This window comes from Nostoc sp., from assembly GCF_036917135.1.
Classification (GTDB): Bacteria; Cyanobacteriota; Cyanobacteriia; order Cyanobacteriales; family Nostocaceae; genus Nostoc.
Genome location: NZ_JBALEA010000046.1, coordinates 1 through 24,093, shown reverse-complemented (window position 1 = coordinate 24,093; position 24,093 = coordinate 1). Strand labels below are relative to the sequence as shown.

Annotated in this window: 25 protein-coding genes; 18 read left to right on the top strand and 7 right to left on the bottom strand. The window is 44.1% G+C overall.

Going from position 1 to position 24,093, the window contains the following annotated elements:
• Positions 1-191 precede the first annotated feature (191 nt).
• From V7K50_RS14035 to V7K50_RS14020, 4 genes are all read left to right on the top strand, one after another.
• Positions 192-596: a type II toxin-antitoxin system RelE/ParE family toxin gene (locus V7K50_RS14035; RefSeq protein WP_334960916.1), complete on the top strand. Its 405-nt coding sequence runs from the start codon at positions 192-194 to the stop codon at positions 594-596.
• On the top strand, positions 596-1,300 hold the full coding sequence (locus tag V7K50_RS14030) for a helix-turn-helix domain-containing protein (protein ID WP_334960914.1): 705 nt from the start codon (positions 596-598) through the stop codon (positions 1,298-1,300). Before V7K50_RS14035 ends, V7K50_RS14030 begins: the two co-directional genes overlap by 1 nt.
• A 270-nt stretch (positions 1,301-1,570) precedes the next feature.
• Positions 1,571-1,777 (top strand): hypothetical protein, encoded by a 207-nt coding sequence (locus tag V7K50_RS14025; RefSeq protein WP_334960912.1) that lies wholly within the window; start codon positions 1,571-1,573, stop codon positions 1,775-1,777.
• Positions 1,778-1,851: 74 nt separating this feature from the next.
• The gene (locus V7K50_RS14020) at positions 1,852-2,181 is read left to right on the top strand and encodes a hypothetical protein (RefSeq protein WP_334960910.1); all 330 of its coding nucleotides are present in this window, start codon (positions 1,852-1,854) and stop codon (positions 2,179-2,181) included.
• 104 nt (positions 2,182-2,285) lie between these two features.
• Here V7K50_RS14020 and V7K50_RS14015 read toward each other — a convergent pair whose 3' ends face one another.
• A complete protein-coding gene (locus tag V7K50_RS14015; protein ID WP_334800783.1) occupies positions 2,286-2,882 on the bottom strand; it encodes a glyoxalase-like domain protein in 597 nt (198 codons plus the stop codon).
• Positions 2,883-3,078: 196 nt separating this feature from the next.
• On the opposite strand from V7K50_RS14015, the gene V7K50_RS14010 reads away from it, so the two are divergent.
• Entirely contained in the window at positions 3,079-3,708 is a 630-nt protein-coding gene (locus V7K50_RS14010) for a sigma-70 family RNA polymerase sigma factor (RefSeq protein ID WP_334960908.1), read from the top strand.
• Positions 3,709-3,806: 98 nt separating this feature from the next.
• On the top strand, positions 3,807-4,934 hold the full coding sequence (locus V7K50_RS14005) for a tetratricopeptide repeat protein (protein WP_334960906.1): 1,128 nt from the start codon (positions 3,807-3,809) through the stop codon (positions 4,932-4,934).
• 190 nt (positions 4,935-5,124) lie between these two features.
• Here the strand turns inward: V7K50_RS14005 and V7K50_RS14000 are convergent, their stop codons facing one another.
• Positions 5,125-5,820, bottom strand: a complete 696-nt coding sequence (locus tag V7K50_RS14000; protein ID WP_334960904.1) for a hypothetical protein — start codon at positions 5,818-5,820, stop codon at positions 5,125-5,127.
• A gap of 204 nt (positions 5,821-6,024) precedes the next feature.
• Between V7K50_RS14000 and V7K50_RS13995 the strand changes: the two genes are divergently transcribed.
• From V7K50_RS13995 to V7K50_RS13975, 5 genes are all read left to right on the top strand, one after another.
• The gene (locus V7K50_RS13995; protein WP_334960902.1) at positions 6,025-6,156 is read left to right on the top strand and encodes a hypothetical protein; all 132 of its coding nucleotides are present in this window, start codon (positions 6,025-6,027) and stop codon (positions 6,154-6,156) included.
• Positions 6,153-7,712, top strand: coding sequence for an acyl-CoA synthetase (locus V7K50_RS13990; RefSeq protein ID WP_334960900.1), 1,560 nt, complete (start codon positions 6,153-6,155; stop codon positions 7,710-7,712). The genes V7K50_RS13995 and V7K50_RS13990 overlap by 4 nt, the downstream gene beginning before the upstream one ends.
• Before the next feature lie 485 nt (positions 7,713-8,197).
• Entirely contained in the window at positions 8,198-8,671 is a 474-nt protein-coding gene (locus V7K50_RS13985) for a pentapeptide repeat-containing protein (protein ID WP_334960898.1), read from the top strand.
• Positions 8,672-8,752: 81 nt separating this feature from the next.
• Positions 8,753-10,114 (top strand): pentapeptide repeat-containing protein, encoded by a 1,362-nt coding sequence (locus V7K50_RS13980; RefSeq protein ID WP_334960896.1) that lies wholly within the window; start codon positions 8,753-8,755, stop codon positions 10,112-10,114.
• 217 nt (positions 10,115-10,331) lie between these two features.
• Positions 10,332-11,810 (top strand): amidase, encoded by a 1,479-nt coding sequence (locus V7K50_RS13975; protein WP_334960894.1) that lies wholly within the window; start codon positions 10,332-10,334, stop codon positions 11,808-11,810.
• Positions 11,811-12,138: 328 nt separating this feature from the next.
• On the opposite strand, the gene V7K50_RS13970 is transcribed toward V7K50_RS13975, so the two are convergent.
• The 5 genes from V7K50_RS13970 to V7K50_RS13950 all read right to left on the bottom strand — a co-directional run bounded on the left by V7K50_RS13970 (position 12,139) and on the right by V7K50_RS13950 (position 16,162).
• Positions 12,139-12,264: a hypothetical protein gene (locus tag V7K50_RS13970; protein ID WP_334960892.1), complete on the bottom strand. Its 126-nt coding sequence runs from the start codon at positions 12,262-12,264 to the stop codon at positions 12,139-12,141.
• Between the two features lie 188 nt (positions 12,265-12,452).
• Entirely contained in the window at positions 12,453-13,139 is a 687-nt protein-coding gene (locus V7K50_RS13965; RefSeq protein ID WP_334960890.1) for a phosphate ABC transporter permease, read from the bottom strand.
• Between the two features lie 18 nt (positions 13,140-13,157).
• A complete protein-coding gene (gene dapB / locus V7K50_RS13960) occupies positions 13,158-13,994 on the bottom strand; it encodes a 4-hydroxy-tetrahydrodipicolinate reductase (RefSeq protein ID WP_334960888.1) in 837 nt (278 codons plus the stop codon).
• Between the two features lie 190 nt (positions 13,995-14,184).
• A complete protein-coding gene (gene panB, locus V7K50_RS13955; protein ID WP_334960886.1) occupies positions 14,185-14,955 on the bottom strand; it encodes a 3-methyl-2-oxobutanoate hydroxymethyltransferase in 771 nt (256 codons plus the stop codon).
• 100 nt (positions 14,956-15,055) lie between these two features.
• On the bottom strand, positions 15,056-16,162 hold the full coding sequence (locus V7K50_RS13950) for a ligand-binding sensor domain-containing protein (RefSeq protein WP_334960884.1): 1,107 nt from the start codon (positions 16,160-16,162) through the stop codon (positions 15,056-15,058).
• Between the two features lie 884 nt (positions 16,163-17,046).
• Between V7K50_RS13950 and V7K50_RS13945 the strand changes: the two genes are divergently transcribed.
• The 7 genes from V7K50_RS13945 (at position 17,047) to aspS (ending at position 23,933) form a co-directional block, all read left to right on the top strand.
• A complete protein-coding gene (locus V7K50_RS13945) occupies positions 17,047-18,477 on the top strand; it encodes a form I ribulose bisphosphate carboxylase large subunit (protein WP_094345525.1) in 1,431 nt (476 codons plus the stop codon).
• An 86-nt stretch (positions 18,478-18,563) separates the two neighbouring features.
• Positions 18,564-18,971 carry a RuBisCO chaperone RbcX gene (gene rcbX / locus V7K50_RS13940; protein WP_334960881.1) on the top strand — a complete coding sequence of 136 codons (408 nt, stop codon included), beginning with the start codon at positions 18,564-18,566 and terminating at the stop codon, positions 18,969-18,971.
• A gap of 46 nt (positions 18,972-19,017) precedes the next feature.
• Positions 19,018-19,347: a ribulose bisphosphate carboxylase small subunit gene (locus V7K50_RS13935; RefSeq protein WP_251959115.1), complete on the top strand. Its 330-nt coding sequence runs from the start codon at positions 19,018-19,020 to the stop codon at positions 19,345-19,347.
• Between the two features lie 202 nt (positions 19,348-19,549).
• Entirely contained in the window at positions 19,550-20,095 is a 546-nt protein-coding gene (gene psbP, locus V7K50_RS13930) for a photosystem II reaction center PsbP (RefSeq protein WP_334960878.1), read from the top strand.
• Positions 20,096-20,347: 252 nt separating this feature from the next.
• On the top strand, positions 20,348-20,944 hold the full coding sequence (locus V7K50_RS13925) for a Maf family protein (RefSeq protein ID WP_334960876.1): 597 nt from the start codon (positions 20,348-20,350) through the stop codon (positions 20,942-20,944).
• Between the two features lie 207 nt (positions 20,945-21,151).
• A complete protein-coding gene (locus V7K50_RS13920) occupies positions 21,152-21,889 on the top strand; it encodes a phycocyanobilin:ferredoxin oxidoreductase (protein WP_334960874.1) in 738 nt (245 codons plus the stop codon).
• A 256-nt stretch (positions 21,890-22,145) separates the two neighbouring features.
• Positions 22,146-23,933 (top strand): aspartate--tRNA ligase, encoded by a 1,788-nt coding sequence (gene aspS, locus V7K50_RS13915; RefSeq protein WP_334960872.1) that lies wholly within the window; start codon positions 22,146-22,148, stop codon positions 23,931-23,933.
• Positions 23,934-24,093 lie beyond the last annotated feature (160 nt).

Genomic DNA, 24,093 nt, shown 5'->3' with positions numbered 1-24,093 from the left:
GATTCACCTTGTTCAACTTCCTGAAAAATTTTATCCACATTCGTAGTAACTTGCTCAATTGAGTACTACTGAGACATTGCACCTTCTCCTCTGTCCGTTACTAAAAAATAAATATTGACTAAATGATATTCCTTACAAAGAATAATATCATTGACATTCCTTATAAAGAATATTATACTCTGAGGTAGGAAGTGAATTGGAGTTGGGAACTTTATCAAGATGTCAATGGGGAAATCCCCAAAGATTTGCTTGCTTTTTTCATTAGGATGATTCCTGAACAGGAGCAACCAGAAAATCCACCAAAGCCATTACTGAGTCTTTCCGAAACCAGGCGTTTGCAAGTTAACCTTGGCTACCTGTGTAACAAAGGACTCGCATCACTCACCAGTGGCATCTTTGAGAAACTCGAAGATGACCTGTATGAGTTACGTATGACCAAGAGCGAACATAATCCAAGGTTTATATTAACGGCTGCGACTCCTCAGCGCTTTGTAGTGCTGCACGCCTTTATGAAGAAATACGGCAACGCTATTAAAGATAGAGATAAAGAGCCTGCAAGAGTAAGATTACGTGAATTGCAGCAGAGGGAAAATTGATGAAAAAACCTAATTTTCAAACTTGGTTACAGGAGAAGGTAAGCGACGAGTCAGAAGTGATTTTGGCAGGAAAGTTAGAGTATCTGCGCCTATATCTTACTGATGCCATGCGGGAAATACGTAATAAAGCAGGATTAACTCAGGCACAGCTAGCCCAAAAACTGGGAGTAAAGCAGGCGGCTGTGTCCAAGTTGGAGTCGGCGTTAAAGGAACATGAGTTGGAATCGGTGTTGCACTATTTACATACCTTGGGTGCAGATTTGTTGGTAGCCGTCAAACAAGGGGATGACTTATATCAAGCTAGTGATAACGAAGGTGTGTTGCTGGTAGATGTACCAGATGTAGTTTTCCAAAAAGCATTGGCGGCAAACATGAGCGTCCGGGAATATGTGCGTGTCGCTGTTGAGAAGTTTTCTGGTGAGGGTGATGGACTGAGAACAGCTTTGGTAAAACTGCTCGAAAGTGACGATTTGGTAGCTGTGAAAGTAAGAGCGCGTTTAGGTTCAAGAACAATCCAAGAAGTTGCTGTAGAGTTGGAAAAATGTTTGAGTCTATCTGAAGAAGATAAGATTTTTGCTGTGAAAAATGTTTTGGCTGCTAATGTGGCGTGTGGAGAAAGTAATCGTGGGAGTAGTGATGAAGTTGATGAAATTGAGTTGTTGGATTTAGCTGAAGAATTGCTAGAAAAGTTGGCAGATATTTAGGATGACACAGACTACAGTCTACCTTGGTACTACATCTCTAATCTAAAGATAGAGAGTTTTCCACTTATTATTTAGACTGATAAAATAATTTTAAAATTTTAGCGATATACTACAGATTTGAGGTTTATCATTATTTGCAAGCCAAAGAAATTAAAACACAATTAAGATTACTCATAGATGAAGCATCGGGAGCATCTCACCTTTGCAAATATAGGTATAAGTGAGGGAAGATAGTTACACTCTTTGACACGAGTAGCAAGTGCAACTCCTATGACCCCTGAAGACTCGCAACGTCTGGAAGCCTGTTTGCTGGAAGCAGCAGAGATTCTTTATCGGAACACTCAAGCTCAAGAGCTAAGAAGCTTTGAGAGTTTAGAAAAAGCAGTAAGAACTCAAGTTCTAGAGCAAGTCAGCCCAAAAATTGCTTTTTTTTTATTAAACAAGTCACAGGCACAGAAAAAGGTAGAGCAAGAATAGTCAAGAGCGTTGTAGGCCAACTAAAACTGACAGATAGGCAAGCAAAAATCTTGGGGTTAAAGCCTTATAGCCAATTGAGTCCATTATTTGAAAAAAACTGCCTGCTGCTGAGTGGGAATGAATCATTTCAAGATTCTGAAAAAGACATTGAAGCATTAACAGGTATAAAGGTCTCTCATAGCACTTTGCAACGACTAGTTCATCGGCAGGAGTTTGAGGAGCCTACAGCATTACAAGGTGTATCAGAAGTGAGCATAGATGGAGGAAAAGTCCGTCTCCGTTCTCAAATCAAGGGTGTGGAAAGTTATTGGCGGGATTACAAAGCCGTTCGCTTACAGGGTATTTATTATGGTACATTTTTTCCACTTTATTTACACCTATTTACTTACCTACCCCTGCGGTAACGCTTGCACGAAAATCCTAAATCTAAAAATAAATATTGGGTGGAGCGATGCCTAGGTTGGCAAGTTACGCCCCACCCAACCTAAAATAATCTAATAAGTAACGACTAATTCGCTACCTCAGCTACCTCAATAACCCGCCCTTCATAGTCCTTGACTAAAAAGTTCAGGGGTTTCTGGTTACGAATCTTCAATTTCAAACCGCGCGTTTCGACTCGCATTAAAATCATTTCCAGGCAATCATGGTCAAAACAAATGTGGCGTTGCTGATTTTTGATACCTAAACTCGCGCCAGTAATGACGTGTAGCTGGGTGTTTTTCTTCAATTGATACCACAGCCCATCGTTGCCATTATTCATCATTTTGCTAGACAAGCTCGGCCCAGTAGACATATATAGTGGATCAATGCCAGTTGCGCCTAGAGTTTGTTCGTAGTTGTAGTAGTAGTGCAATGGCACCTCGGCTGCTGGCAAATCTAGCAGCCCTTCATACAACTGTCGGGCAATCTCCAAATCTGACACCATTACAGTGTGTACTTTTGGGGCACTGGTGAGAAACATCCACATGGCACCAGCATAAGCCGCTAGCAGCATCACCATAATGCCTTGGGTGGAGAATAGGCTATCCAAGGGCAGGGAAGGCAGAAAGGAGCCTAAGGTAAGGGGACTGAGCAGGAACGAAATCACACTAACTGCTATAACCATGAACAAATAAGGATTCTATAAGGGAGTTGATTTTATGACTGTCGATTAAGACTAAAATTAAGTCCTTGTTTCTAGTTTATCAATACTCAAGTAGTCTGAGTCTGGGCTACAAACTGGGCAACACCAAGATATTATGCGATTAACTACGGGAGTTCAATTCCCAAAACTATTTTAACAACTATCAACTCAAAGGCTTGTGCAAATTCCTCATTTTCCCGAAGCTAATCACCCACTGGTGAAGTCGCTCTTTCATCACAGTGACCATGAATTACTGACTCTGTTTCAGCGCTATCCAGATGCTGGAAAGTATTTTACAGTGATTTTCTGCCGCTATAGTCCCATAGTGTATACCTTAATTCGGCATTCAGCGCGATCGCCTGTGCAGGCAGATTATCTGTTTGCTCTCACCTGGCGACATATCTATTACGAACTCGGTGGACTAAATTTAACTGACTCGGAATCAGGTGAGTCAGCCTTAACCATGCAAAATTGGTTAATTAATATCACAGCTTTTTGTATTAACGACATTAAACTACCACCTACAGAAGCAATTCATTATTCCCTTCAAGGGACTTCGCCGCCGCTATGGTGCTACGTAGAAAAGGCGTTAGACCAACTACCACCAGTTTTACGATTAATCGTGTTAATGGCTCAAACTTTCCACTGGAGCGAAACTAGAATTGCTGCCTATCTGCAAGCTGAAGGAGAAGCGATCGCTCCTAGCGAGGTAGCCAATTTTCTCCAGGAAGGCTATCGTATGCTAGAGGACAAATTACCCACAGATATCCGCGACATATACTTTGGGGAAGATTTAGCTCAATCCTAACTTAAGTACAAACGCGTATATTGACTGTCTTCAATTTAAAAACTTAAAACTTCTTCTTAGACCTTCTACTTAAACCCGCAACTTTACGGGTAATTTTTATGAAACAAAGGCTTGTATTTCCCAGGCAAAAGGTAGGCTTAATTTGTGTAGGTAAGCCGGCGCGTTGCTCTGGTTTCGAGAGTTGTAGCAACTGGCGTGCAATTTCTCGTCCCCAACTACTTTTACACAGCTTTTTACTGATTACTTTTTTGCTGAGTCCCATAGCTGCGGGTGCGGTTGATATTACGCAACAACTCCATCGCCCTTTAAATAGTTCCGTTGGGCGAGAATCAAGAGATGAAGCAGATAGTTTGCTGAGTATCGGTGAACAACAGTACAGTTCAGGATATGCCGACAAAACAATTGCGTCTTGCTTGCGGGCACTGGAAATATATCATTCAATTGGCGACCTGAAAGCACAAGGTCTGACTTATAATTTGCTTGCTAAGGCTTATATCGAGCTAGGTAGTTCAAAAGAGGCGGAAGATGCTTTAAGACGGGGATTAGCGATCGCTCGTGATACTAAAGACTTCCAAGCTCAGATTTTTGTGCTGAATAATATCGGTACATTTTTTCTGATCCGAGGCGAATCTGCTGCTGCTGGTAAAACTGTTGAGGATGCACTCGCAATTGCTCACGGTGTCAAAAATATTGCAGGTGAAGGACTATCTTTGAGTAATTTGGGTTTGGTAAGTGCCAGGTTGGGAGATTACAACAAGGCGATTAAATTGTACGAAAATGCCTTAACTTTCCGCCGTCAGACTGGCGATGCCATCGGTGAAGCTAATACCTTGAATAATTTAGGTGATGCTTATTTAGCATCTGGAAATTATCAAGATACCATTGCTACTTATGGTGAAGCAATGCAGACAGCTAAAACTAACCGCGATCGCACCAATGAATTACGCGCAATTGACGGTTTAGTTACGGCTCACACGGCTGTCGGACGCTACGAACGCGCCTTTGACTTATTAGAGCAACGTTTAGCACTTGCTAAAGAGTTGCAAAATTTGCGAGAAGAATTGAAATCTTTTGAGTCTTACGCTCAAGTATATAAGCAACAAGGTAATTACCTAACTGCCCGCAATTTTTACGAACGGGCGATTATACTGGCGCGGACATTGGAAGACAGCAAGCAAGAAGTGCAATTACAGGATCAGCTAACTAAAATGCTTCAAAAGAAATAGGGGCAATTCATGAATTGCCCCCAATACAGTTCAGTTAAGCTTTTCTTCCTTCTCCTTCCTTTGCGTCCTTCTCTGACGAGACGCTGCGCGAATGCGTCCTTTGCGGTTCGTTAAAAAAAAATTGAATTTGACAAAGAGTTAAGCCTTAACCCAAGCGTATTGGAATTCCCCCTACTTTCGCGCTATTTGGTTAATTCAAAAACACTGAACCATTTCGTTCAATTCTCATCGCACTTCTACCCTGTGCTGCATTGGTGGCTTCATTAAATGTAACTTCTAAGCTTCCCGGTTCTGAAGAAGTTTGTGGAGTCACTATCAACTGTCCACCATCTTCTCGTTCAAATGTTACCGTTATCGGTGTCCTTAGACCTTGGAGTGTTACATCTGACTTACCTTGTAGCGATCGCGGTGCCGTATCGCCAATCACTTGGAAAGTTACCTTAGCCGCAGTGTCATTCACCAACCTGACATTAACTGTACCATTAGTAAGTGCGATCGTCGCGTTGGGGGCTTGCCGTGGTTGCAGCAGTGATGGTTGGTCTGTGGAAACCCCTTCTCCAGAGGCTGGGCGTGGTGGTCTAGTACTTGGTTCGGAACCGTCACCGGCGACACCCAATCCTGTTTGCTCTTGTGATGGGGTAGCAGGGACGGGAAGAAGTCCTTGAGCAGCTAGTCTTTGTGTTAGCGCGTTGGGAGGACATCCTTGTGGTACCACAACCTGATTATTATGTGGTTCTTCGTAGAAAATTCTCGGACAAGGGTTGATTTTGGGAATAGATTCTTGTGCTAATACTTGAGGAATTGCTGGCAGACTAATCAGTAATCCCCCACAAATAGCGCCAAGTAACTCAGCAGACTTGCGAAAATTTTGAAACTTCATATTCATTGTTGACTCCTGGGAAAACATGAAATTATCTTCTTTTTAAGAATTTAAAAGCAGACTTTTAATTAAGCTGTAATTTATGTATTTAATATTAACTATTCATTCTTTAATTTTGTATCTAGCCAGAGACTTGAAAATTAGACATAACTATTTCATTCCTAAGGCTGAATAAACTAAATCATTAGTGATAAATTACAGAATTCACTAATGTTATATTTATACAGAATTATATTGAGCGATCGCAATGCAGCTGCAAAAGTACCAGATTTAGCAACGCCGCATTGCTATATGCTTTCACTAAGTAGAGTGAATCAACCCGAAGTTGGTAAAGAAACGTGAATCTCCCATTGATTATTCGTGCTGAAGAATACAACGATAAAACAGCGATTATCGCTCCCAGTGGCTGCGCCAACGCTACAACAGATGGAGTATTTACTTATAGAGATTTGCTGCATGCTTCTAGTCAAATAGCAACAGGTCTTCTTGAGAATACAGAAGATTTACACGAGCAGCGAGTTGCCTTTCTCATCCCGCCTGGGTTTGAGTATGTAGCCACTCTATGGGGAATTTGGCGGGCTGGTGGTATAGCTGTACCTCTATGTATTTCCTACCCGCGACCAGAGTTAGAGTATGTAATTACCAATTGTGGAGCATCGATTATTGTTGCTCATCCTAATTTTGAGGGTATACTGCGATCGCGCAGCGTCTTTGCAGGAGAATCGCTCGCCCAAGAACAAAATTTGCGATTTATCCTCACCTCAGAAACGCTTCCACATAATGTTCGTCGCCTCCCAGAGGTAGATATCACTAGACGCGCCTTAATTCTTTACACGAGCGGTACAACAGGTAAACCGAAGGGTGTGGTTACGACTCACCAAAATATTCAAGCGCAAGTGACTAGTTTGATCGCGGCTTGGGAATGGACATCTAGCGATCGCATTTTACATATCCTGCCACTACATCATATTCATGGGATTGTCAATGTATTGACTTGTGCTTTATGGGCTGGAGCGGAGTGTCATATATTGAGCAAATTTGATGCCGAAACTGTTTGGAGGCGAATTTGTGAGGGTGACTTAACCCTATTTATGGCAGTACCGACGATTTATGTAAAGCTGATTGCTGCTTGGGAAGATGCCTCTAGCGATTCTCCTGCAAACACGCTGCGCGATCGCCAAAAAACTATGTCAGAAGGCTGTGCTAAGATGCGGCTGATGGTTTCTGGCTCGGCAGCGTTACCAGTTCAAGTTTTAGAAAAGTGGCAGACTATCAGCGGCCATTTTCTGCTTGAGCGCTATGGCATGACTGAAATTGGTATGGCGCTATCGAACCCTTTACACGGTGAACGGCAATCGGGATATGTAGGGAAGCCTCTACCTGAAGTTGAAGTGAGATTAGTGGATGAAAACGGAGAGTTAGTCCCAGCCGGAACACCAGGAGAGATTCAAGTTAAAGGCGCTGGAGTGTTTTTAGAATATTGGCAAAATCTCCAAGCAACCGCCAAAGCTTTCCAAGATGGCTGGTTTTGTACTGGAGATACCGCCGTCGTTGATAACGGCAACTACCGGATTCTGGGACGGATGAGTGTGGATATCATCAAAAGTGGAGGGTATAAAGTTTCTGCTCTGGAAATTGAAGAAGTACTGCGATCGCATCCAGATATTCAGGAATGTGCAGTGGTTGGGGTTCTAGATATAGAATGGGGTGAACGGGTTTGTGCGGCGTTAGTATTGCAAGGGTCACAACCTTTAACATTAGAATCTTTCAGGAGTTGGGCAAAAGAGCGATTGGCTGTTTATAAAGTGCCAACCAAAATTTTGACGCTTGAAGAATTACCGCGCAATGCTATGGGGAAAGTGACTAAGCCAACGGTGGTTGAGCTATTTCGAGTATAGCGATCGCTAAAATGACTGTGAATGAGTCTTTGAACTCCGTGAACGAGTCTTTGAACTCCATGAACGAGTCTTTGAACTCCGTGAACGAGTCTTTTAGCTCCGTGAATGAGTCTTTGAACTCCGTGAATGAGTCTTTGAACTCCGTGAACGAGTCTTTTAGCTCCGTGAACGAGTCTTTGAACTCCGTGAATGAGTCTTTGAACTCCGTGAATGAGTCTTTGAACTCCGTGAATGAGTCTTTTCACGGTATCTGAAAAACCTCTCTCTAAATCTCTCTCCTAAAAGGAGAGAGACTTTGAATTTTCCCCCTTCCCTTGTAGGGAAGGGGGTTAGGGGGTTAGGTTTTTCGTTAGCTTTTCCACATAACGTGAAAAGTCAGCTCCGTTAACGAGTCTTTGAACTCCATTAATAAAAAATATCTAACTATTCCTGAATTTACAGGGGTGAGCGTGTAGTAAAATTTGCTCACCTCCGTAAAGTGGAACATGGCTTTAGACTTCTCCGGTCAAAATCTCCGAGGACACAACTTCAAAGGTAGGAAAGACCTTGCGGGTGCAAACTTTAGCTATGCCGACATCCGAGGGGCAAACTTCACCAACGCTAATTTAACAGGTGCAAACTTCAGTCATGCCAAAGCTGGACTGCAACGGCGTTGGGCAACTTTCGTAGTCCTTGTCTCGTTCTTATTGTCGGGAGTGTCAGGATTTTTATGGGCTGTCAACGGTTATTTGGTATCACGAATATTTGATACTTCCAGCTTAGAGAATCAAATTGCCGGCTGGGTTGCTTTAATCGTATTAATTGCCTTTTTCTTCATCACAATTCGCCAAGGAATAACAGCTGGTTTAGGAGCCGTAGCCTTCGCCTCCGCCGTATCCGTAGTCTTGGCCGTAGCCTTGGCCCTAGCCGTAGGCGTAGCCGGAGCCTTCGCCGTAGCCGGAGCCTTCGCCGGAGCCTGAGCCTTCGGCTTCGCCGTAGCCGGAGCCTTCGCCGGAGCCTTCGCCGGAACGTTATTTAGTATCTACATCAGCTGGCGAGCCATGAAAGGAGATCAAAAACACTCCTTAATTCGCAATGCTGCGATCGCCTTTGCTGCAACAGGAGGTACAAGTTTTCGTGGCGCTGACTTAACAGGTGCTGATTTCACCCAAGCTACGCTCAAAAGTACAGATTTCCGAAACACTATTCTTATCTGTAGCCGTTGGCATCAAGCCAAAATGCTTGACCGTGTTCGTCCTGGTTTAACTTATCTTCAATACTCACAAGTACGTCAACTGCTGGTTACAGGACAGGGACAGGATAAGAATTTTTACCGTGAAAACCTGCGAGGTATCAACTTACAATCAGCAAATTTAGCAGATACCAGCTTTATCGGCGCTGACCTCAGTGAAGCTAATTTACAAGATGCCGATTTGTCAAGAGCAAAGCTAAAGCAAACGCAACTAGACGGCACAGATTTAACAGGTGCAAATCTCACAGGTGCGTACATCGAAGATTGGGGGATTACAAATACAACTAAATTGCATGGGGTGAGGTGTGAATATGTCTTCATGCGCTTACCCACCAAAGAAGATCCCGATCCTCTCCGCAAACCTGATAATAAACAAGAGGTATTTGCAGACGGCGACTTTGCCGACTTTATCAAGCCAATTTTTGACACCCTCGACCTTTATCATAATCAAGGCGTTGACCCTCGCGCGATCGCCTTTAAAACCCTTGCCGAAAAACATCCAGAAGCCGAGTTAGAAATCGTGGCAATGGATAAACGCGGCGATGATAAAATCTTGCTCAGAGCCAAAACCGCAGTAGGGAGCAATAAATCTCAACTGAGTGCCGAATATTTTGATGATTATAATCAAGTCAAAGCTTTATCGCAAAGTCAGCAATTATTGCTGGTAGAAAAAGATAGTTATATTAGTGATTTAAAAAATATGATCACAACTGCACTTGGGCAGCCTAAGTCTTATACACAAGGAAATACCATCATGTCTGATATCAGTGGCATCAGTATTCAAGGCAGCAGTAATGTTAGCGGTATCGCTGGCGGTGGTTCGGTTGCCAACCTGGGAACCATTAGCGGTAATGTGAGTATTGCTCTCAATCAATTACCTGATTCACTAGATGCCGAAAAACCAGGAATTAAAGAATTGTTGACGCAGTTGCACGAGGCAATTTCACAGTCTTCAGATTTGCCGGAAACAGACAAAGCTGATGCCTTGTTACAGGTAGAAGCTTTAGCAGAAGCAGGTAAAAGTCCTCAAGAATCGACTAAGCAAAAGACGGCAAAAAATGCAATCATCATGTTGAAAGGGATATTTACAGGCTTACCTGCGATCGCTTCGCTTGTTGAAGCTGGTAATAAATTATTGCCTGCAATTTCTAAATTATTCGGTTTGGGATAATTTATCGCTACCCCCTTAATCCCCCCAATGCATCGGGGAGGGTTAGGGCAATACGGTTCGGTTAAGGCAAGAGACGCGATAAATCGCCGTCTCTACAAAGGACTTATTGTACGGCGATTTATCGCGTCTTAGTAATCTAGGGTCAGTCATGAAAAAACCTTATCCGAACCGTATTGAGGGTTAGGGTGGGGTAGAACCCAGATTCGTAGGACATGATATGAGTGACTTAGTTTTTTTACCCGCTCATCAACTTGCTCAGATGATTTGCGATCGCCAAGTCTCTGCTGTCGAAGTGTTCGATGCTTACCTGGCGCAGATTTATAAACACAACTCAAAGCTGAATGCAATTTGCACCTTAGACGAAGACAATGCTCGTGCCAGAGCAAAGCTTGCAGATGAAGCCCTAGCTAGAGGAGAATACTGGGGCGCTCTGCACGGTGTCCCCATCACGATCAAAGATATCTTTGAAACAGCAGGACTCCTTACCACAGCAGGTTACATTCCTCTCAAAGACTACATTCCTCAACAGGATGCCACCGTTGTTGCAAGGCTGCGGGCAGCAGGAGCCGTGATTCTTGGAAAAACGAACATGGCAGAACTGGCTGGTGATTTTCAAAGTACAAATTCTTTGTTTCCCCGGGTAAATAATCCCTGGAATCTTGACTACACAGCCGGTGGTAGTTCTGGAGGCAGTGCTGCTGCTGTTGCAGCTGGACTTTCACCATTAGATATAGGTAACGATATTGCGGGTTCGGTGCGCCAACCTGCAACTTTCTGTGGTGTGTATGGCTTAAAGCCAACAGATCGCCGGATTTCCACCGCCGGAAGTATCCCGGAAGTACCGGGAATGCCGCTATGCTTGCGACAAATGTTGACTATTGGCTGTTTTGCGCGATCGCTCGAAGATATTCGCCTTTGTTTCTCGCTGATCGCTGGTGCGGATCTGCGTCGCCCTGATGTGCCACCGGTTCCTCTTGATACTCCATCAGGCAAGTCTTTGCAGGATCTGAAAATTGCTTGGATTGATGAATGGGTGGAGGTTCCCGTTGCTGCGGAAATTCGAGGCGCAATACAAACAGCCGTGCAAAAACTTGCTCAAGCAGGTAGTTATGTTGAACGCTGGCTTCCCAAAGACTTTGATTTATCGACAGTGTGGAACCTCTGCGGGCGGATGGAAGCATACATCAACAACTACGCCCAACCCAAGGATCGCTATAATGTGCTACGCAGCTTAGAGTTACTCTTTCGCACGGCAACTCAAGGGGACAAAAAATTGCGAAAATTGGGGAATTTCAGCAGCTTTCTGCCAGAAATTTTGAATCCCAGCTTAAAAGGATATTTTGAGACACTCACCGAGCGCGATCGCTTCATTGCTCAAATCGATGAAGCCTTGGAAGTATGGGATGTATGGCTGACTCCTGTGACAGCAACCCCTGCATTTACCCATTGTCTGGCTTGGAGCGCCATTGATATTGAGGGCAAATCCTATCCTCATGCGGTGGCAAACGGAGCTTATACCATGCCCTTTAATCTCAGTGGTCATCCGGCGGTGGTGATTCCCATAGGACAAACTCACAATGGCTTACCGATCGGGATGCAGATTGTGGGAAAACGGTGGCGCGAGATGGAGTTGCTAGCGATCGCTACTGAACTTGACAAAGTGGTTGGTGATTTCCGCCATCCATTGGGCTATTAAAAAAGAGGCAAGGGAGCAGGGAGAAAAGAAAAATATCATCTGAATAAATTGGGTAATTTATTCTTTGGAAGTCCCTAAACTTCACAGTCTCATACAAATCTATCAAGAAATTGATAGAGGCATATCGGACTGAACTTGAAACCGAATACCAAGTTTTTCCTAAGAGGTTGTTTGAAAAGTCCTGTTGTTGGTAGCAAAATCTTATAGATCCCCCTAAATCCCCCTTAAAAAGGGGGACTTTGATTCCGGTTCCCCTTTTTAAGGGGGGCTAGGGGGGATCTAGAAGTAAGTACTTCAAATCTACAGCCAAATACTTTTCAAACAACCTCTAAGGAAGCGGAGGAACTTCGGCAATACTTTGAAGAACAAAATCACCAGGTACTGACAAATAAAAAACATCCCAAATTTTTTGTGGGATGGGTGTCCCCACCCGTCCCAGATTTAGAGGGCTCATGTTGCCCACCCCACAAAATGGATAATTTATTTCTTGTCAGTCCCCCAGTCCCCAGTCCCCAATACTTCGGCTTACCTCGGCTCCGCTCGGCACAAGTCCCCAATACTTCGGCTTACCTCGGCTCCGCTCGGCACAAGTCGCGGTTCCTGAGCGTAGTCGAAGGGCAGTACAAGTCCCCAATCCCCATTTCAATCCTCTACTCTCCGACGCCGACGACGCGGTTTTTGTTGTTGATCTTCACCCAAGCGACGACCGACTTCGCTAAAGAAATCCCGCCGCAGATAAGGATAATCACTAACCCACAGGTTGCGACTGGGAAAATATATATCGCTGAATTCTTCAATACTGCTCAAATCTGGGCGATTTGACATCACTACCATTTCGGCAATTTGGCCGCGATTAATAATTTTGTGGGCAGAACGTAGTGGTGCGACAAATTCAATGGTAAATCCTGTATCATCACCCACTTCTAGGTTTATCTGTTTTTCTCGGTTTTCTACAATCACCAATTCGCCTTTGTTGTTGACTGTTTCGGTTTTACCCATCAACTGGTCTGTAATCCACCAATCTATGACTCGACCACGGAAAAAGCCGCCGTACTTATAACGGCGGCATTGCAAATTCCGCATACTTGCTTGAAACACCGGATACCACAGCCAAAAAAAAGCGCTAACTATCCCTAGCACAAATACTATTGAAGCAAACTCAAGCTTGAAAACAAATGTGACAAGCAAAATAGCGACTACGGCAACTACAGAAATTAACAGCCGTTGCAAAAAATTTGAGAACTTCCCCCAGTAGTACTTGTACTGCAAACCAGTGGCAATTAGGGGGACAACTTGTTCAAATTTCTGGCGAGTCAGTGGTACTAACATGAGTGCCCAATTGTATGTTTAAAGTATCTTTTCTAATCCATATACTAACGACTTTAGCGCTAAGACTTTGCGAATCGCTAGTAGCACTCCTGGCATGTAACAAGCGCGATCGCTCGTATCATGTCGTAAAGTATAAATCTGTCCGGCTGCGCCAAAAATCACTTCCTGGTGAGCAATTAATCCTGGCAAGCGCACACTATGAATTCTAATCCCTTCATCTGCTATACTGCCTCTAGCTCCTGGTAATTTTTCCGTTTCTTCTACAAGAGCAGAATTAAAAGTTTTACCTAATTCTCCTAATAACTGTGCTGTTTGAATAGCAGTACCACTAGGAGCATCAGCTTTTTGGTTGTGATGTAGTTCGATAATTTCCACATGGTCAAAATATTTTGAGGCGGCGATCGCAGCTTGTTGCAACAGCACCATCCCAATGGAAAAATTAGGAATAATTAGACAACCAGTGCTAGCTTTGTCGGCAAAGTCTGCCAAGTCTTGAATTTGTTTTGGGCTTAAGCCAGTGGTGCCAACTACAGGACGAATACCATAGGCGATCGCACTACGAATATTGTCATAAACTGAATCTGGATGGGTAAAGTCCACAATCACCCCTGGAGGAGATTTTCTGTCGCCAGCTACATAACCCAACATCGGCTCTAATTGATTGGTAATCGGCACTTCCAGAGGTTCGCTTAAACCTGCCAACTCTCCAGCGTCTTTATCTTGATGTTCAGGACTGTGGTCAATTGCACCCACTAAGTTTAAGTCAGGCGCTTGTGCCACTGCCTTGATCACCTCACGGCCCATTTTACCAGCAGCACCGTTGACAATAACCGGGATAGGAGCTTGATTCGTCATAAGTCGAGAAATACTTTTTGAGTCAACAAGGGAATTGTAAAGACTTTGGTGATCTAGTAGCTAGCTTCTCAAATCTCTGGCTTAATTCCGACTACCCTAATTTGTGCAGCCAATCGCTCAGTTTTTCCACTCCCCAAAAGATCGGCTAATAAATTTGTTGCTTCACTCTCACTCATGGTTAATGATGGAGTTAAGGAAACTTCCGAGCGCGCACTTCTACGGCATAATCTTGCACAGCTTTGGTAATCGTCTCGCGCAAATTTGTATAAACTTTGGCAAATGGTGGATGCTTCTCTACAAGTCCAAGGACATCTGAGGTAACTAAAACCTGTCCATCACAGTGAATTCCCGCACCGATACCAATTGTAGGAATACTTAATTTTTGGGAAATCTGCATTGCCAAATCTGCGGGTATATGCTCTAACACCAGAGAAAATACACCGGCTTGTTCCAGAGCGATCGCTTCAAGTAAAATTCTCTCACTGGCTTCTTGGGTCTTACCTTGTTGGCGCAAACCCAATTGATGTACCGATTGCGGTGTCAAACCCACATGACCCATGACCGGAATTCCGGCTTCTACTAAACGAGCCACAGTTTCGGCCATTGCTGGATAGCCACCTTCCAATTTTACCGCTTGAGCGCCCGTTTCCTTCAGCACCCGCCCAGCAGAGTGCATCGCTTGTTGGAGACTTTCTTGATACGTCAAAAATGGTAAATCTACAACTACTAATGCCCGTTTCACCCCACGGCGCACCGATTTGGCATGATAGATAATCTCATCCAAAGTGATTGGCAGTGTTGTTTCATACCCTAAAACTACTGCCATAGAGTCACCTACGAGGATTAAGTCTACACCAGCTGCATCGAGGAGTTGAGCGATCGCATAATCCCAGGCCGTCAATGCGACAATTGAACGTCCTTGTTGTTTCCATTGAATTAATTGCTGGGTAGTGATTGCCATTTTTCTCGGTGGGGAGTTAAGAGTGAGGAGTTAAGAGTGAGGAGTTAGGAGTTTTTAATTTAAAAAATTCTTTAACTTATAACTCCTAACTCATAACTTTTCATTTAACAGCGTGACTGAAAGCAAGATGGGGTTTTGCACTGTTGGTTTTGGGCATTAACCAAGCTAAACCTTCACTAGTGCCAATCCATAATTTATTGCTGATATCAGGTGCAAGGGTAAGAACCCGACTAGAAGGAAGTCCAGCAACTTCTGCATCTAACACAGCTCCTGTATTTGGATTTAATCGTAACAAACCATTACTAGTCCCAACCCAGACACTACCATCTTTAGCAAAACGTATCGCTGTTACGTCACGCCCACGCAGGCGAGTTACAGATCGCAACACTGCACCAGTTTTTGGGTTAATAACTAGTAAATTATTTGGCATTCCCGCCCAAATTAACCCTTCTGGACTTATAGCCAAAGCTTGTACAGTCGTCCCTGGTAAATCGGTTATCCGCTTCATAACCGCAGCACTAGCAGTATTTACCCGCACCAATCCATCTAGAGTGCCAACCCATACTTGACCTTCAGCATCTAAAGTCAGGGTGTTAGCGCTGACACCAGGCAGATTTTTTAATGTTGTCATAATCAAGCCTTGGTCAGGACTAATGAGAGCTAAACCGCTATCGGTTCCAGTCCACAAATAACCCCGTTTGTCAAGTAACAGGGACAACACCCGTTTAGAAGGCAAAAATAAATTCTGTGCGGTGATTTCGCTAGTGCGGGGGTCAACTCGAATTAGTCCCTCATAAGTTCCCACCCACAAGCGTCCTACTTTGTCTTGGGCTAAAGCACCAATGGCAACATTCGGTAAACTAACACGAGAAATAATCTTGCCGGTTTTAGGATCAATCCGCGATAGTCCGCGCCAAGAACCTACCCAAAGATTGCCTGTAACATCTTCTAGTAAGTTACCGACACGATAATCAGTTTCCGGCGAATGTTCTTGCACTCCCCGTTCATCCGGCAAAGGTTCTACTCGCGGTGGCGGTGCAGAAGGTGGGTAAGCGGGGGTTACATCAGATGAATTGATGTCAGGAGTTTTTTGTGCCCATCCCATACTTGGCACAGCTATCAACCCCAGCAAGATAGAAATAATCAATAAACTAGTACGCTTGCAAAACAATACCACGGTAACATTTCCTTTGGAGACAGTACCCATAGCGTTTACCTAAGATAGCTTTGGGTTAATTCCAGTGTTCCCCTAGCTGGGATTTTTTAAACATTGGGGATTGGGAATTGGGGACTTGTACTGCCCTTCGACTACGCTCAGGAACCGCGACTTGTGCCGAGCGGAGCCGAGGTAAGCCGAAGTATTGGGGACTGGGGATTAGGAAATAAATATTTAGGAATACTTCATTACCCAATACCCAGTCACTATTCCCCAATCCCCAGATACCACTGATGACACTTTGTAAAGCTTTTGTAACAAAATGTTTAAATCTTTATGTAATAACAAAATTAAATAGATAAGTTAAAAACTTTCAAAGAATAACTTATCGAATTCTTGATATATTGTGAAATAAGTTACAAATCGCGTGGTGTGCAATTCTTTTATCGTTCACTCACCACTCTCCTAAATCTCTGTCAAGTAAATTCTTTTCTGGTATCTTTTCCATGAACGGGGAAGATATCAGAAGTGTGAAGGCGGGAATGTGTGCCAACCAGCCCAATCCCCTGAATATCCTAATTTATGGGGGAATTATCCATCTAAATGCTAGCCGCCAAGTGTGGAAGTTTTAGTGAAATTGAGAAGGTTTAGTTGGGTGCGAAGAAAAGATAAAAAAGAATTTTGATTTTTAGCAAGAGGGAACAGTAGAAGCGCTAGGTCGTGTATCCCTAGAAGGGAAAACACTGGTGAGGAGGGCTACCACCGCTACCAAAGTGTCCGCCGCAAAAAAACTGCTAACCTCTGCCAAAGGCAACTCCTAACAAAAATTTTTCCTGATCTTCCCCTCGCTTAAGGGTTCAAGAACGGGGTGAGGGAAAGTTGCACAAAACGTGATTTGATAATTAACAAGAGTGATTTCAGGGAAGGATAAAATTATGTCTTACGCTCAAACGAAGACTCAGAGCAAATCTGGGTATAAAGCCGGGGTTCAAGATTACAGATTAACTTATTACACACCCGATTACACACCAAAAGATACCGATCTTCTAGCTGCGTTCCGTATGACACCTCAGCCTGGTGTTCCTCCCGAAGAAGCAGGTGCGGCTGTCGCGGCTGAATCTTCCACAGGTACTTGGACAACTGTGTGGACAGATTTGCTTACCGACCTCGATCGCTACAAAGGTCGTTGCTATGACATCGAACCAGTTCCCGGCGAAGATAACCAGTACATCTGCTACGTTGCTTATCCTTTGGACTTGTTTGAAGAAGGTTCTGTAACCAACGTTTTAACCTCAATTGTCGGTAACGTATTTGGTTTTAAAGCTCTACGGGCATTGCGTCTAGAAGATATTCGCTTTCCAGTAGCTTACATCAAGACTTTCCAAGGGCCTCCTCACGGTATCCAAGTTGAGCGCGACAAGTTAAACAAATACGGTCGTCCTTTGCTGGGTTGTACCATTAAGCCCAAATTGGGTCTTTCCGCTAAGAACTACGGACGCGCTGTATACGAGTGCTTACGCGGTGGTTTGGACTTCACCAAAGACGACGAAAACATCAACTCCGCACCATTCCAAAGATGGCGCGATCGCTTCTTGTTCGTTTCTGAAGCTATCAGCAAAGCCCAAGCTGAAACCGGTGAAATTAAAGGTCACTACCTCAACGTCACCGCCCCCACCTGTGAACAAATGTTGCAACGGGCTGAGTTCGCTAAAGAACTCAAGCAGCCCATCATCATGCACGACTACCTCACCGCAGGTTTCACCGCGAACACCACATTGTCTCGTTGGTGCCGCGATAACGGTATCTTGCTGCACATTCACCGTGCTATGCACGCTGTAATCGACCGTCAAAAGAACCACGGTATCCACTTCCGTGTATTGGCTAAAGCCCTACGTTTGTCAGGTGGCGACCACATCCACACTGGTACAGTAGTTGGTAAGTTGGAAGGTGAGCGCGGCATCACAATGGGCTTCGTTGACCTATTGCGTGAAAACTACATTGAGCAAGACAAGTCTCGTGGTATCTACTTTACCCAAGACTGGGCTTCTCTACCTGGTGTAATGGCAGTTGCTTCTGGTGGTATCCACGTATGGCACATGCCCGCGCTGGTAGAAATCTTTGGTGATGACTCCGTACTACAATTCGGTGGTGGTACTCTGGGACATCCTTGGGGTAACGCTCCTGGTGCAACCGCTAACCGCGTCGCCTTGGAAGCCGTTGTTCAAGCTCGTAACGAAGGCCGTAACTTGGCTCGTGAAGGTAACGATATCATCCGTGAAGCTGCCAAGTGGTCTCCTGAACTAGCTGTTGCTTGCGAACTGTGGAAAGAAATCAAGTTCGAGTTTGAAGCAATGGATACCGTCTGATAATTTTAGATTTGCGATTTTGGATTTTAGATTAATCCAAAATCCAAAATCCACAATCTAAAATTCATTGAGGGCTGGGGTCAAGCATGAATCTTAAGCAAATTGCGAAGGACACAGCCAAAACTCTCCAAAGCTATCTGACTTATCAGGCTCTAAGGACAGTATTGGCACAGCTAGGCGAAACGAATCCGCCATTAGAACTTTGGTTGCATAACTTTTCGTCTGGCAAAATTCAGAATGGTGAGTCATACATTGAGCAACTGTTCCGAGAAAAACCAGATTTGGCTTTGCGAATCATGACTGTCAGAGAACACATTGCCGAAGAAATTGCAGAATTTTTACCGGAAATGGTTCGCACTGGCATTCAGCAAGCCAACATGGAACAGCGTCGCCAGCATTTAGAACGCATCACACGAATAGACACATCTAACCCCAGCCTGCAACCAGAACAGCAAGCAACTTCAGATCCGAATTTGGATAACTTATCCAATTAGTTCGGTCAACCTAGTAGTAAAAAATCGCAACCCATTCTCAAAAACTATGCAAACTTTACCAAAAGAACGTCGTTACGAAACCCTTTCTTATCTGCCCCCCCTGACTGATGCTCAAATTGCCAAGCAGATCCAGTACATTTTGAATCAAGGCTATATTCCAGCAATCGAGTTTAACGAAACTTCTGAGCCAACAGAATTATATTGGACAATGTGGAAGTTGCCTTTGTTCGGTGCTAAATCCACTCAAGAAGTATTGAGCGAAGTTCAAGCTTGCCGTTCTCAATTCAACACCAGCTATATCCGGGTTGTGGGTTTTGACAACATCAAGCAGTGCCAAATTCTCAGCTTTCTTGTTCACAAACCCAACAAATACTAAAAGCTAGGAAGCTTTAAGTAATTAGTTTATCCCCATAGGAGAGGTAGAATTATCTGCCTCTCCTATTTAATAGATTTTTTTTGAAACGCAGAGGTTTACGCAAAGGGCACGGAGTTATCCGAAGCGTCCCGCTTGGTGGGACAATAAAGACGAGAAATGATGCAAGCCTAGTGTTGTCTCCAGCCCAAAGGAATCTGTATAAATGTGGAAACGAATTGTATTAATTTTGTTATTGGCGTTGAGCTTCAGTCTGAGTAATTCGGATGTAGCGGCTGCGGCTGGACTCAAAAGCTTTGTAGACACTAGTGATGGCTATCAGTTTTTATATCCTAACGGCTGGCTGCAAGTGAAAGTTGCCAATGGCCCAGATGTGGTTTTCCATGATTTGATTGAAGTTTCTGAAAATGTTTCGGTTGTCATTAGCCCAGTTCCAGAAGGCAAAACTTTGTCAGAATTGGGAACCCCAACAGAAGTAGGATATAAATTGGGAAAAGCGGCTCTCGCGCCTCCTGACTCTGGTCGTTCGGCGGAATTAGTCAATGCCGCACAGCGAGAAGTAGATGGTAAAATATACTACCTTTTAGAGTATGAGGTTAATCTCCCCAATCAACAGCAACGACACAACATCGCCAGTGTTGCTGTTAGTCGTGGGAAACTTTTTACCTTCAACGCTTCAATTCCTGAAAAACGCTGGCAAAGAGTTAAACGAATGATTGATGAGGTTGTTAATTCTTTCTCTGTCTATTAATTGGGGAATGGGGAGTGGGGGAGATGAGGGAGATGAGGGAGATGAGGGAGATGAAGAGAAATAACCAATACTTCGGCTTACCTCGGCTCCCTTCGACTGCGCTCAGGGCGAGTCGCTCGGCACAAGTCGCGGAGTCGTACCACTTGCCTACGGCACGCTACGCGAACGTGGAAGCAAGCTACGCGTAGCGTCTCGTAAGAGAAGGGCAGTACAAGTGCCCAATACCTAATTGTCAAGTTTTTTTCAAATCTTATGAAAATTCCAGCTTTTGTACTTGCCTCAGCTTCCCCAGCCCGTCGCCGCTTGCTGCAAACTGTTGGTATTGAACCGATAGTTAGACCTAGTGACTTTGATGAGTCGCAAATTGAACTAAGTGAACCAGCAGAATTGGTGAAAAGTCTTGCTGACTACAAGGCAAAAACTGTAGCCCCGCAGTTTGAATCGGCTTTGATTATGGGTTGTGATTCAGTTTTGTCGATGAATGGTGAAATTTATGGCAAACCAGCAGACACTTCTGAAGCGATCGCTCGGTGGCAGATAATGCAAGGTAACTTTGGCGACTTATACACAGGTCACGCCTTAATTGATATACAGGAAAACCGTACTTTAGTCAAGTCTCAAGTTACAAGAGTTTACTTTGCTCAAATGAGCGACAAGGCCATTGAAGCTTATGTTGCCACAGGTGAACCCCTCAAGTGTGCGGGTGCCTTTGCCATTGAGGGTTTTGGTAGTTTCTTCGTCGAAAAAATCGCAGGTTGTCACAGCAATGTAATTGGACTCAGTTTACCCCTGCTGCGGCAAATGCTAGGAGAATTGGGATACGATGTCACTGATTTCTGGCAGCAATAGTCATTAGCCCCATACAACTCTTGGAGAGGCTGCGCCAACGGCTACGCGGTAGTTGAATCTCGACTTCGCTCGATTACCGCGTAGTCGAAACTCAGTACAAGTGCCCAATGCCCAATCCCCATAAAGTGTTTGCTTATATTGCAGTTCACAACAGGTATGGCACGACTGGTTGTAGACTGGCTACTAGATCGCATTCCCAACTAGCTTATGTCATTTACTTCTATGCCCTCGCTGCGTGAGCAACAACATCCCCTAATTCGTCAGCTAGCTGATTGTATTGAGGCAGCTTGGCATCAGCACCTGGATTTATCGCCCTACCATTTGCCTGATGAGTTGGGGTATGTGGAAGGTAGACTAGAAGGCGAAAAACTGACGATTGAAAATCGCTGCTATCAAACGCCCCAGTTTCGGAAAATGCACTTGGAACTGGCGAAAATCGGCAATATGCTGGATATCTTGCACTGCGTCATGTTTCCCCGTCCAGAATACAACCTGCCGATGTTTGGTTGCGATTTAGTTGGGGGTAGAGGTCAAATTAGTGCAGCGATCGCAGACCTTTCGCCGATTCAATTAGAACGCACCTTACCAGAATCTTATACCTCTGCACTGACACAGCTCACAGTGCTTAACTTTTCCCAACCCCGTGAATTACCTGAATGGGGAAATATTTTTTCGGATTTTTGCATCTTTGTCCGCCCCAGTTCTCCAGAAGAAGAAACAATGTTTCTTTCGCGGGTGCGAGAATTTTTAGATATTCATTGTATGCAAGCGATCGCCTCACATCCCGTTTCAGTTGAACAAGTTACACAAAATCTTGCCGGACAACACAACTACTGCACCAAACAGCAGCAAAACGATAAAACCCGCCGCGTACTAGAAAAAGCCTTTGGCCCAGTTTGGGCAGAAAATTACATGACCACAGTTTTATTCGATCTGCCCAATTAAGCTGCCATATCCTTTAAGCTTCTCAAGTCTGTTGCGCGGCATCGTCTCCCCTTGGGAGAAGAGTAATGAGTAATAAGTAACAAGTAATGAGTAAATACTCATTACTTATTACTCATTACTTATTACTTATATATATGGGTGAGATTATTTCATTTTTTATTTCACCAGAACTACTACAATTACTATTGATGCTAGATAATGGGAAGGCTTTGACATTTTCTTGCAAATCTAGCCCAGACAAACAGAACTAACACTTATGCGAACTCATTATTGCGGCGAACTCCGAAAAGAACATATTGGAGAAACAGTTACCTTTTACGGATGGGTAGACCGTCGCCGCGATCACGGTGGGGTGATATTTTTAGATTTACGCGATCGCTCTGGAATTGTCCAAATTGTCAGCGATCCGCAACGCACCCCAGATTCTTACGAACATGCCAACGCCCTGCGAAATGAATATGTTGTCAAAATAACTGGTAGGGTAACACAACGTCCCGAAGAATCGTTGAATATCCGCATCCCAACAGGCGAGGTAGAAATCTACGCCGATAAAATTGAACTCCTGAATGCTGTCCGCAAACAGTTACCTTTCCAAGTTTCTGTAGCTGATACTGAAACAGTGCGGGAAGATTTGCGGCTAAAATATCGTTATTTAGATTTGCGACGCGATCGCATGGCACAAAATTTGCAGCTGCGTCATCAAATTGTCAAAGCAATGCGTCGTTATCTAGAAGATTTGGAAGGTTTTATCGAAGTCGAAACCCCAATACTTACCCGTTCTACCCCAGAAGGGGCGCGGGATTATGTTCTACCCAGTCGCGTCAATCCTGGTGAGTGGTATGCTTTGCCGCAATCACCCCAGTTATTTAAACAATTGCTGATGGTATCCGGCTTGGATAGATATTATCAGATTGCCCGTTGCTTTCGTGACGAAGATTTACGCGCCGACAGACAACCAGAATTTACCCAATTGGACATGGAAATGAGCTTCATGTCCCAAGAAGAAATTATCGAGTTAAACGAGAATTTAGTTTGCCATATCTTCAAAACCGTTAAAGGTATTGAGTTACAGCGCCCTTTCCCCCGTCTCACTTATGCTGAGGGGATGGAACGTTACGGGAGTGATAAACCAGATACACGCTATGATTTGGAATTAGTTGATGTCTCAGATATCGTTAAAGACTCTGGTTTCAAAGTCTTTCGGGACACTGTTATCAATGGTGGTATCGTCAAAATCCTCCCTATTCCCAACGGTAACGATGTAATTTCTAATGTCCGTATTAAACCAGGCGGTGACTTATTTAAAGAAGCCAGCGAAGCCGGTGCTAGAGGTTTAGCTTTTATCCGCGTCAGAGATGATGGCGAAATTGACACCATTGGCGCGATTAAAGACAACCTAAGCGTTGAGCAAAAACAAGAAATTTTACGCCGCACAGGTGCAAAAGCTGGACATTTGCTATTGTTTGGGGCAGGGGAAGCTGCTACAGTTAATAAAACTTTAGATAGACTACGGCAAGCGATCGCTAAAGAATTTGGTTTAATTGATCCAGAAAAAATCAACTTACTCTGGATTACAGACTTCCCAATGTTCGAGTGGAATGGTAACGAAAAGCGTCTAGAAGCACTGCACCACCCATTTACAGCACCACATCCTGATGATTTGAGCGATTTAAAGACTGCACGCGCCCAAGCTTATGACTTGATACTCAACGGCGTAGAAGTTGGCGGCGGAAGTCTACGGATTTATCAGCGAGAAATTCAACAGCAAGTGTTTGAAGCCATCGGTTTATCTCCTGAAGAAGCGCAAAGTAAATTTGGCTTTCTCCTAGAAGCATTTGAATATGGTACACCGCCACATGGTGGCATCGCCTACGGTTTAGATCGTTTGGTGATGTTGCTAGCTGGAGAAGAATCTATTCGTGATGTCATTGCTTTTCCGAAGACACAACAAGCACGTTGTTTATTAACAGATGCACCTTCGAGTGTAGATGCTAAACAGTTGAAAGAATTACACGTTGCTTCAACTTATAAACCAAAGGCTTAGTGAAGCAGGGAATTGTCTAAATAAGATTTGGTTGGGTTTTGAATCCCCGACTCCAACTGTCTTTAATTTTGAAGTAATGAGTAATAAGTAATGGGTATTACTCATTACTCATTACTCATTACTCATTACTCATTACTCATTACTCATTACTCATTACTCA

Coding starts and splice junctions, on each gene's coding strand:
- V7K50_RS14030 (WP_334960914.1), top strand. CDS start 596: ATGAAAAAACCTAATTTTCAAACTTGGTTACAGGAGAAGGTAAGCGAC.
- V7K50_RS13920 (WP_334960874.1), top strand. CDS start 21,152: ATGTCATTTACTTCTATGCCCTCGCTGCGTGAGCAACAACATCCCCTA.
- psbP (WP_334960878.1), top strand. CDS start 19,550: ATGTGGAAACGAATTGTATTAATTTTGTTATTGGCGTTGAGCTTCAGT.
- V7K50_RS13950 (WP_334960884.1), bottom strand. CDS start 16,162: ATGGGTACTGTCTCCAAAGGAAATGTTACCGTGGTATTGTTTTGCAAG.
- aspS (WP_334960872.1), top strand. CDS start 22,146: ATGCGAACTCATTATTGCGGCGAACTCCGAAAAGAACATATTGGAGAA.
- V7K50_RS14000 (WP_334960904.1), bottom strand. CDS start 5,820: ATGAATATGAAGTTTCAAAATTTTCGCAAGTCTGCTGAGTTACTTGGC.
- V7K50_RS13975 (WP_334960894.1), top strand. CDS start 10,332: ATGAGTGACTTAGTTTTTTTACCCGCTCATCAACTTGCTCAGATGATT.
- V7K50_RS13945 (WP_094345525.1), top strand. CDS start 17,047: ATGTCTTACGCTCAAACGAAGACTCAGAGCAAATCTGGGTATAAAGCC.
- V7K50_RS13970 (WP_334960892.1), bottom strand. CDS start 12,264: ATGAGCCCTCTAAATCTGGGACGGGTGGGGACACCCATCCCACAAAAA.
- V7K50_RS14005 (WP_334960906.1), top strand. CDS start 3,807: ATGAAACAAAGGCTTGTATTTCCCAGGCAAAAGGTAGGCTTAATTTGT.
- V7K50_RS13965 (WP_334960890.1), bottom strand. CDS start 13,139: ATGTTAGTACCACTGACTCGCCAGAAATTTGAACAAGTTGTCCCCCTA.
- panB (WP_334960886.1), bottom strand. CDS start 14,955: ATGGCAATCACTACCCAGCAATTAATTCAATGGAAACAACAAGGACGT.
- V7K50_RS13985 (WP_334960898.1), top strand. CDS start 8,198: ATGGCTTTAGACTTCTCCGGTCAAAATCTCCGAGGACACAACTTCAAA.
- V7K50_RS13935 (WP_251959115.1), top strand. CDS start 19,018: ATGCAAACTTTACCAAAAGAACGTCGTTACGAAACCCTTTCTTATCTG.
- V7K50_RS14025 (WP_334960912.1), top strand. CDS start 1,571: ATGACCCCTGAAGACTCGCAACGTCTGGAAGCCTGTTTGCTGGAAGCA.
- V7K50_RS13925 (WP_334960876.1), top strand. CDS start 20,348: ATGAAAATTCCAGCTTTTGTACTTGCCTCAGCTTCCCCAGCCCGTCGC.
- rcbX (WP_334960881.1), top strand. CDS start 18,564: ATGAATCTTAAGCAAATTGCGAAGGACACAGCCAAAACTCTCCAAAGC.
- V7K50_RS14015 (WP_334800783.1), bottom strand. CDS start 2,882: ATGGTTATAGCAGTTAGTGTGATTTCGTTCCTGCTCAGTCCCCTTACC.
- V7K50_RS13980 (WP_334960896.1), top strand. CDS start 8,753: ATGAAAGGAGATCAAAAACACTCCTTAATTCGCAATGCTGCGATCGCC.
- dapB (WP_334960888.1), bottom strand. CDS start 13,994: ATGACGAATCAAGCTCCTATCCCGGTTATTGTCAACGGTGCTGCTGGT.
- V7K50_RS13995 (WP_334960902.1), top strand. CDS start 6,025: ATGTTATATTTATACAGAATTATATTGAGCGATCGCAATGCAGCTGCA.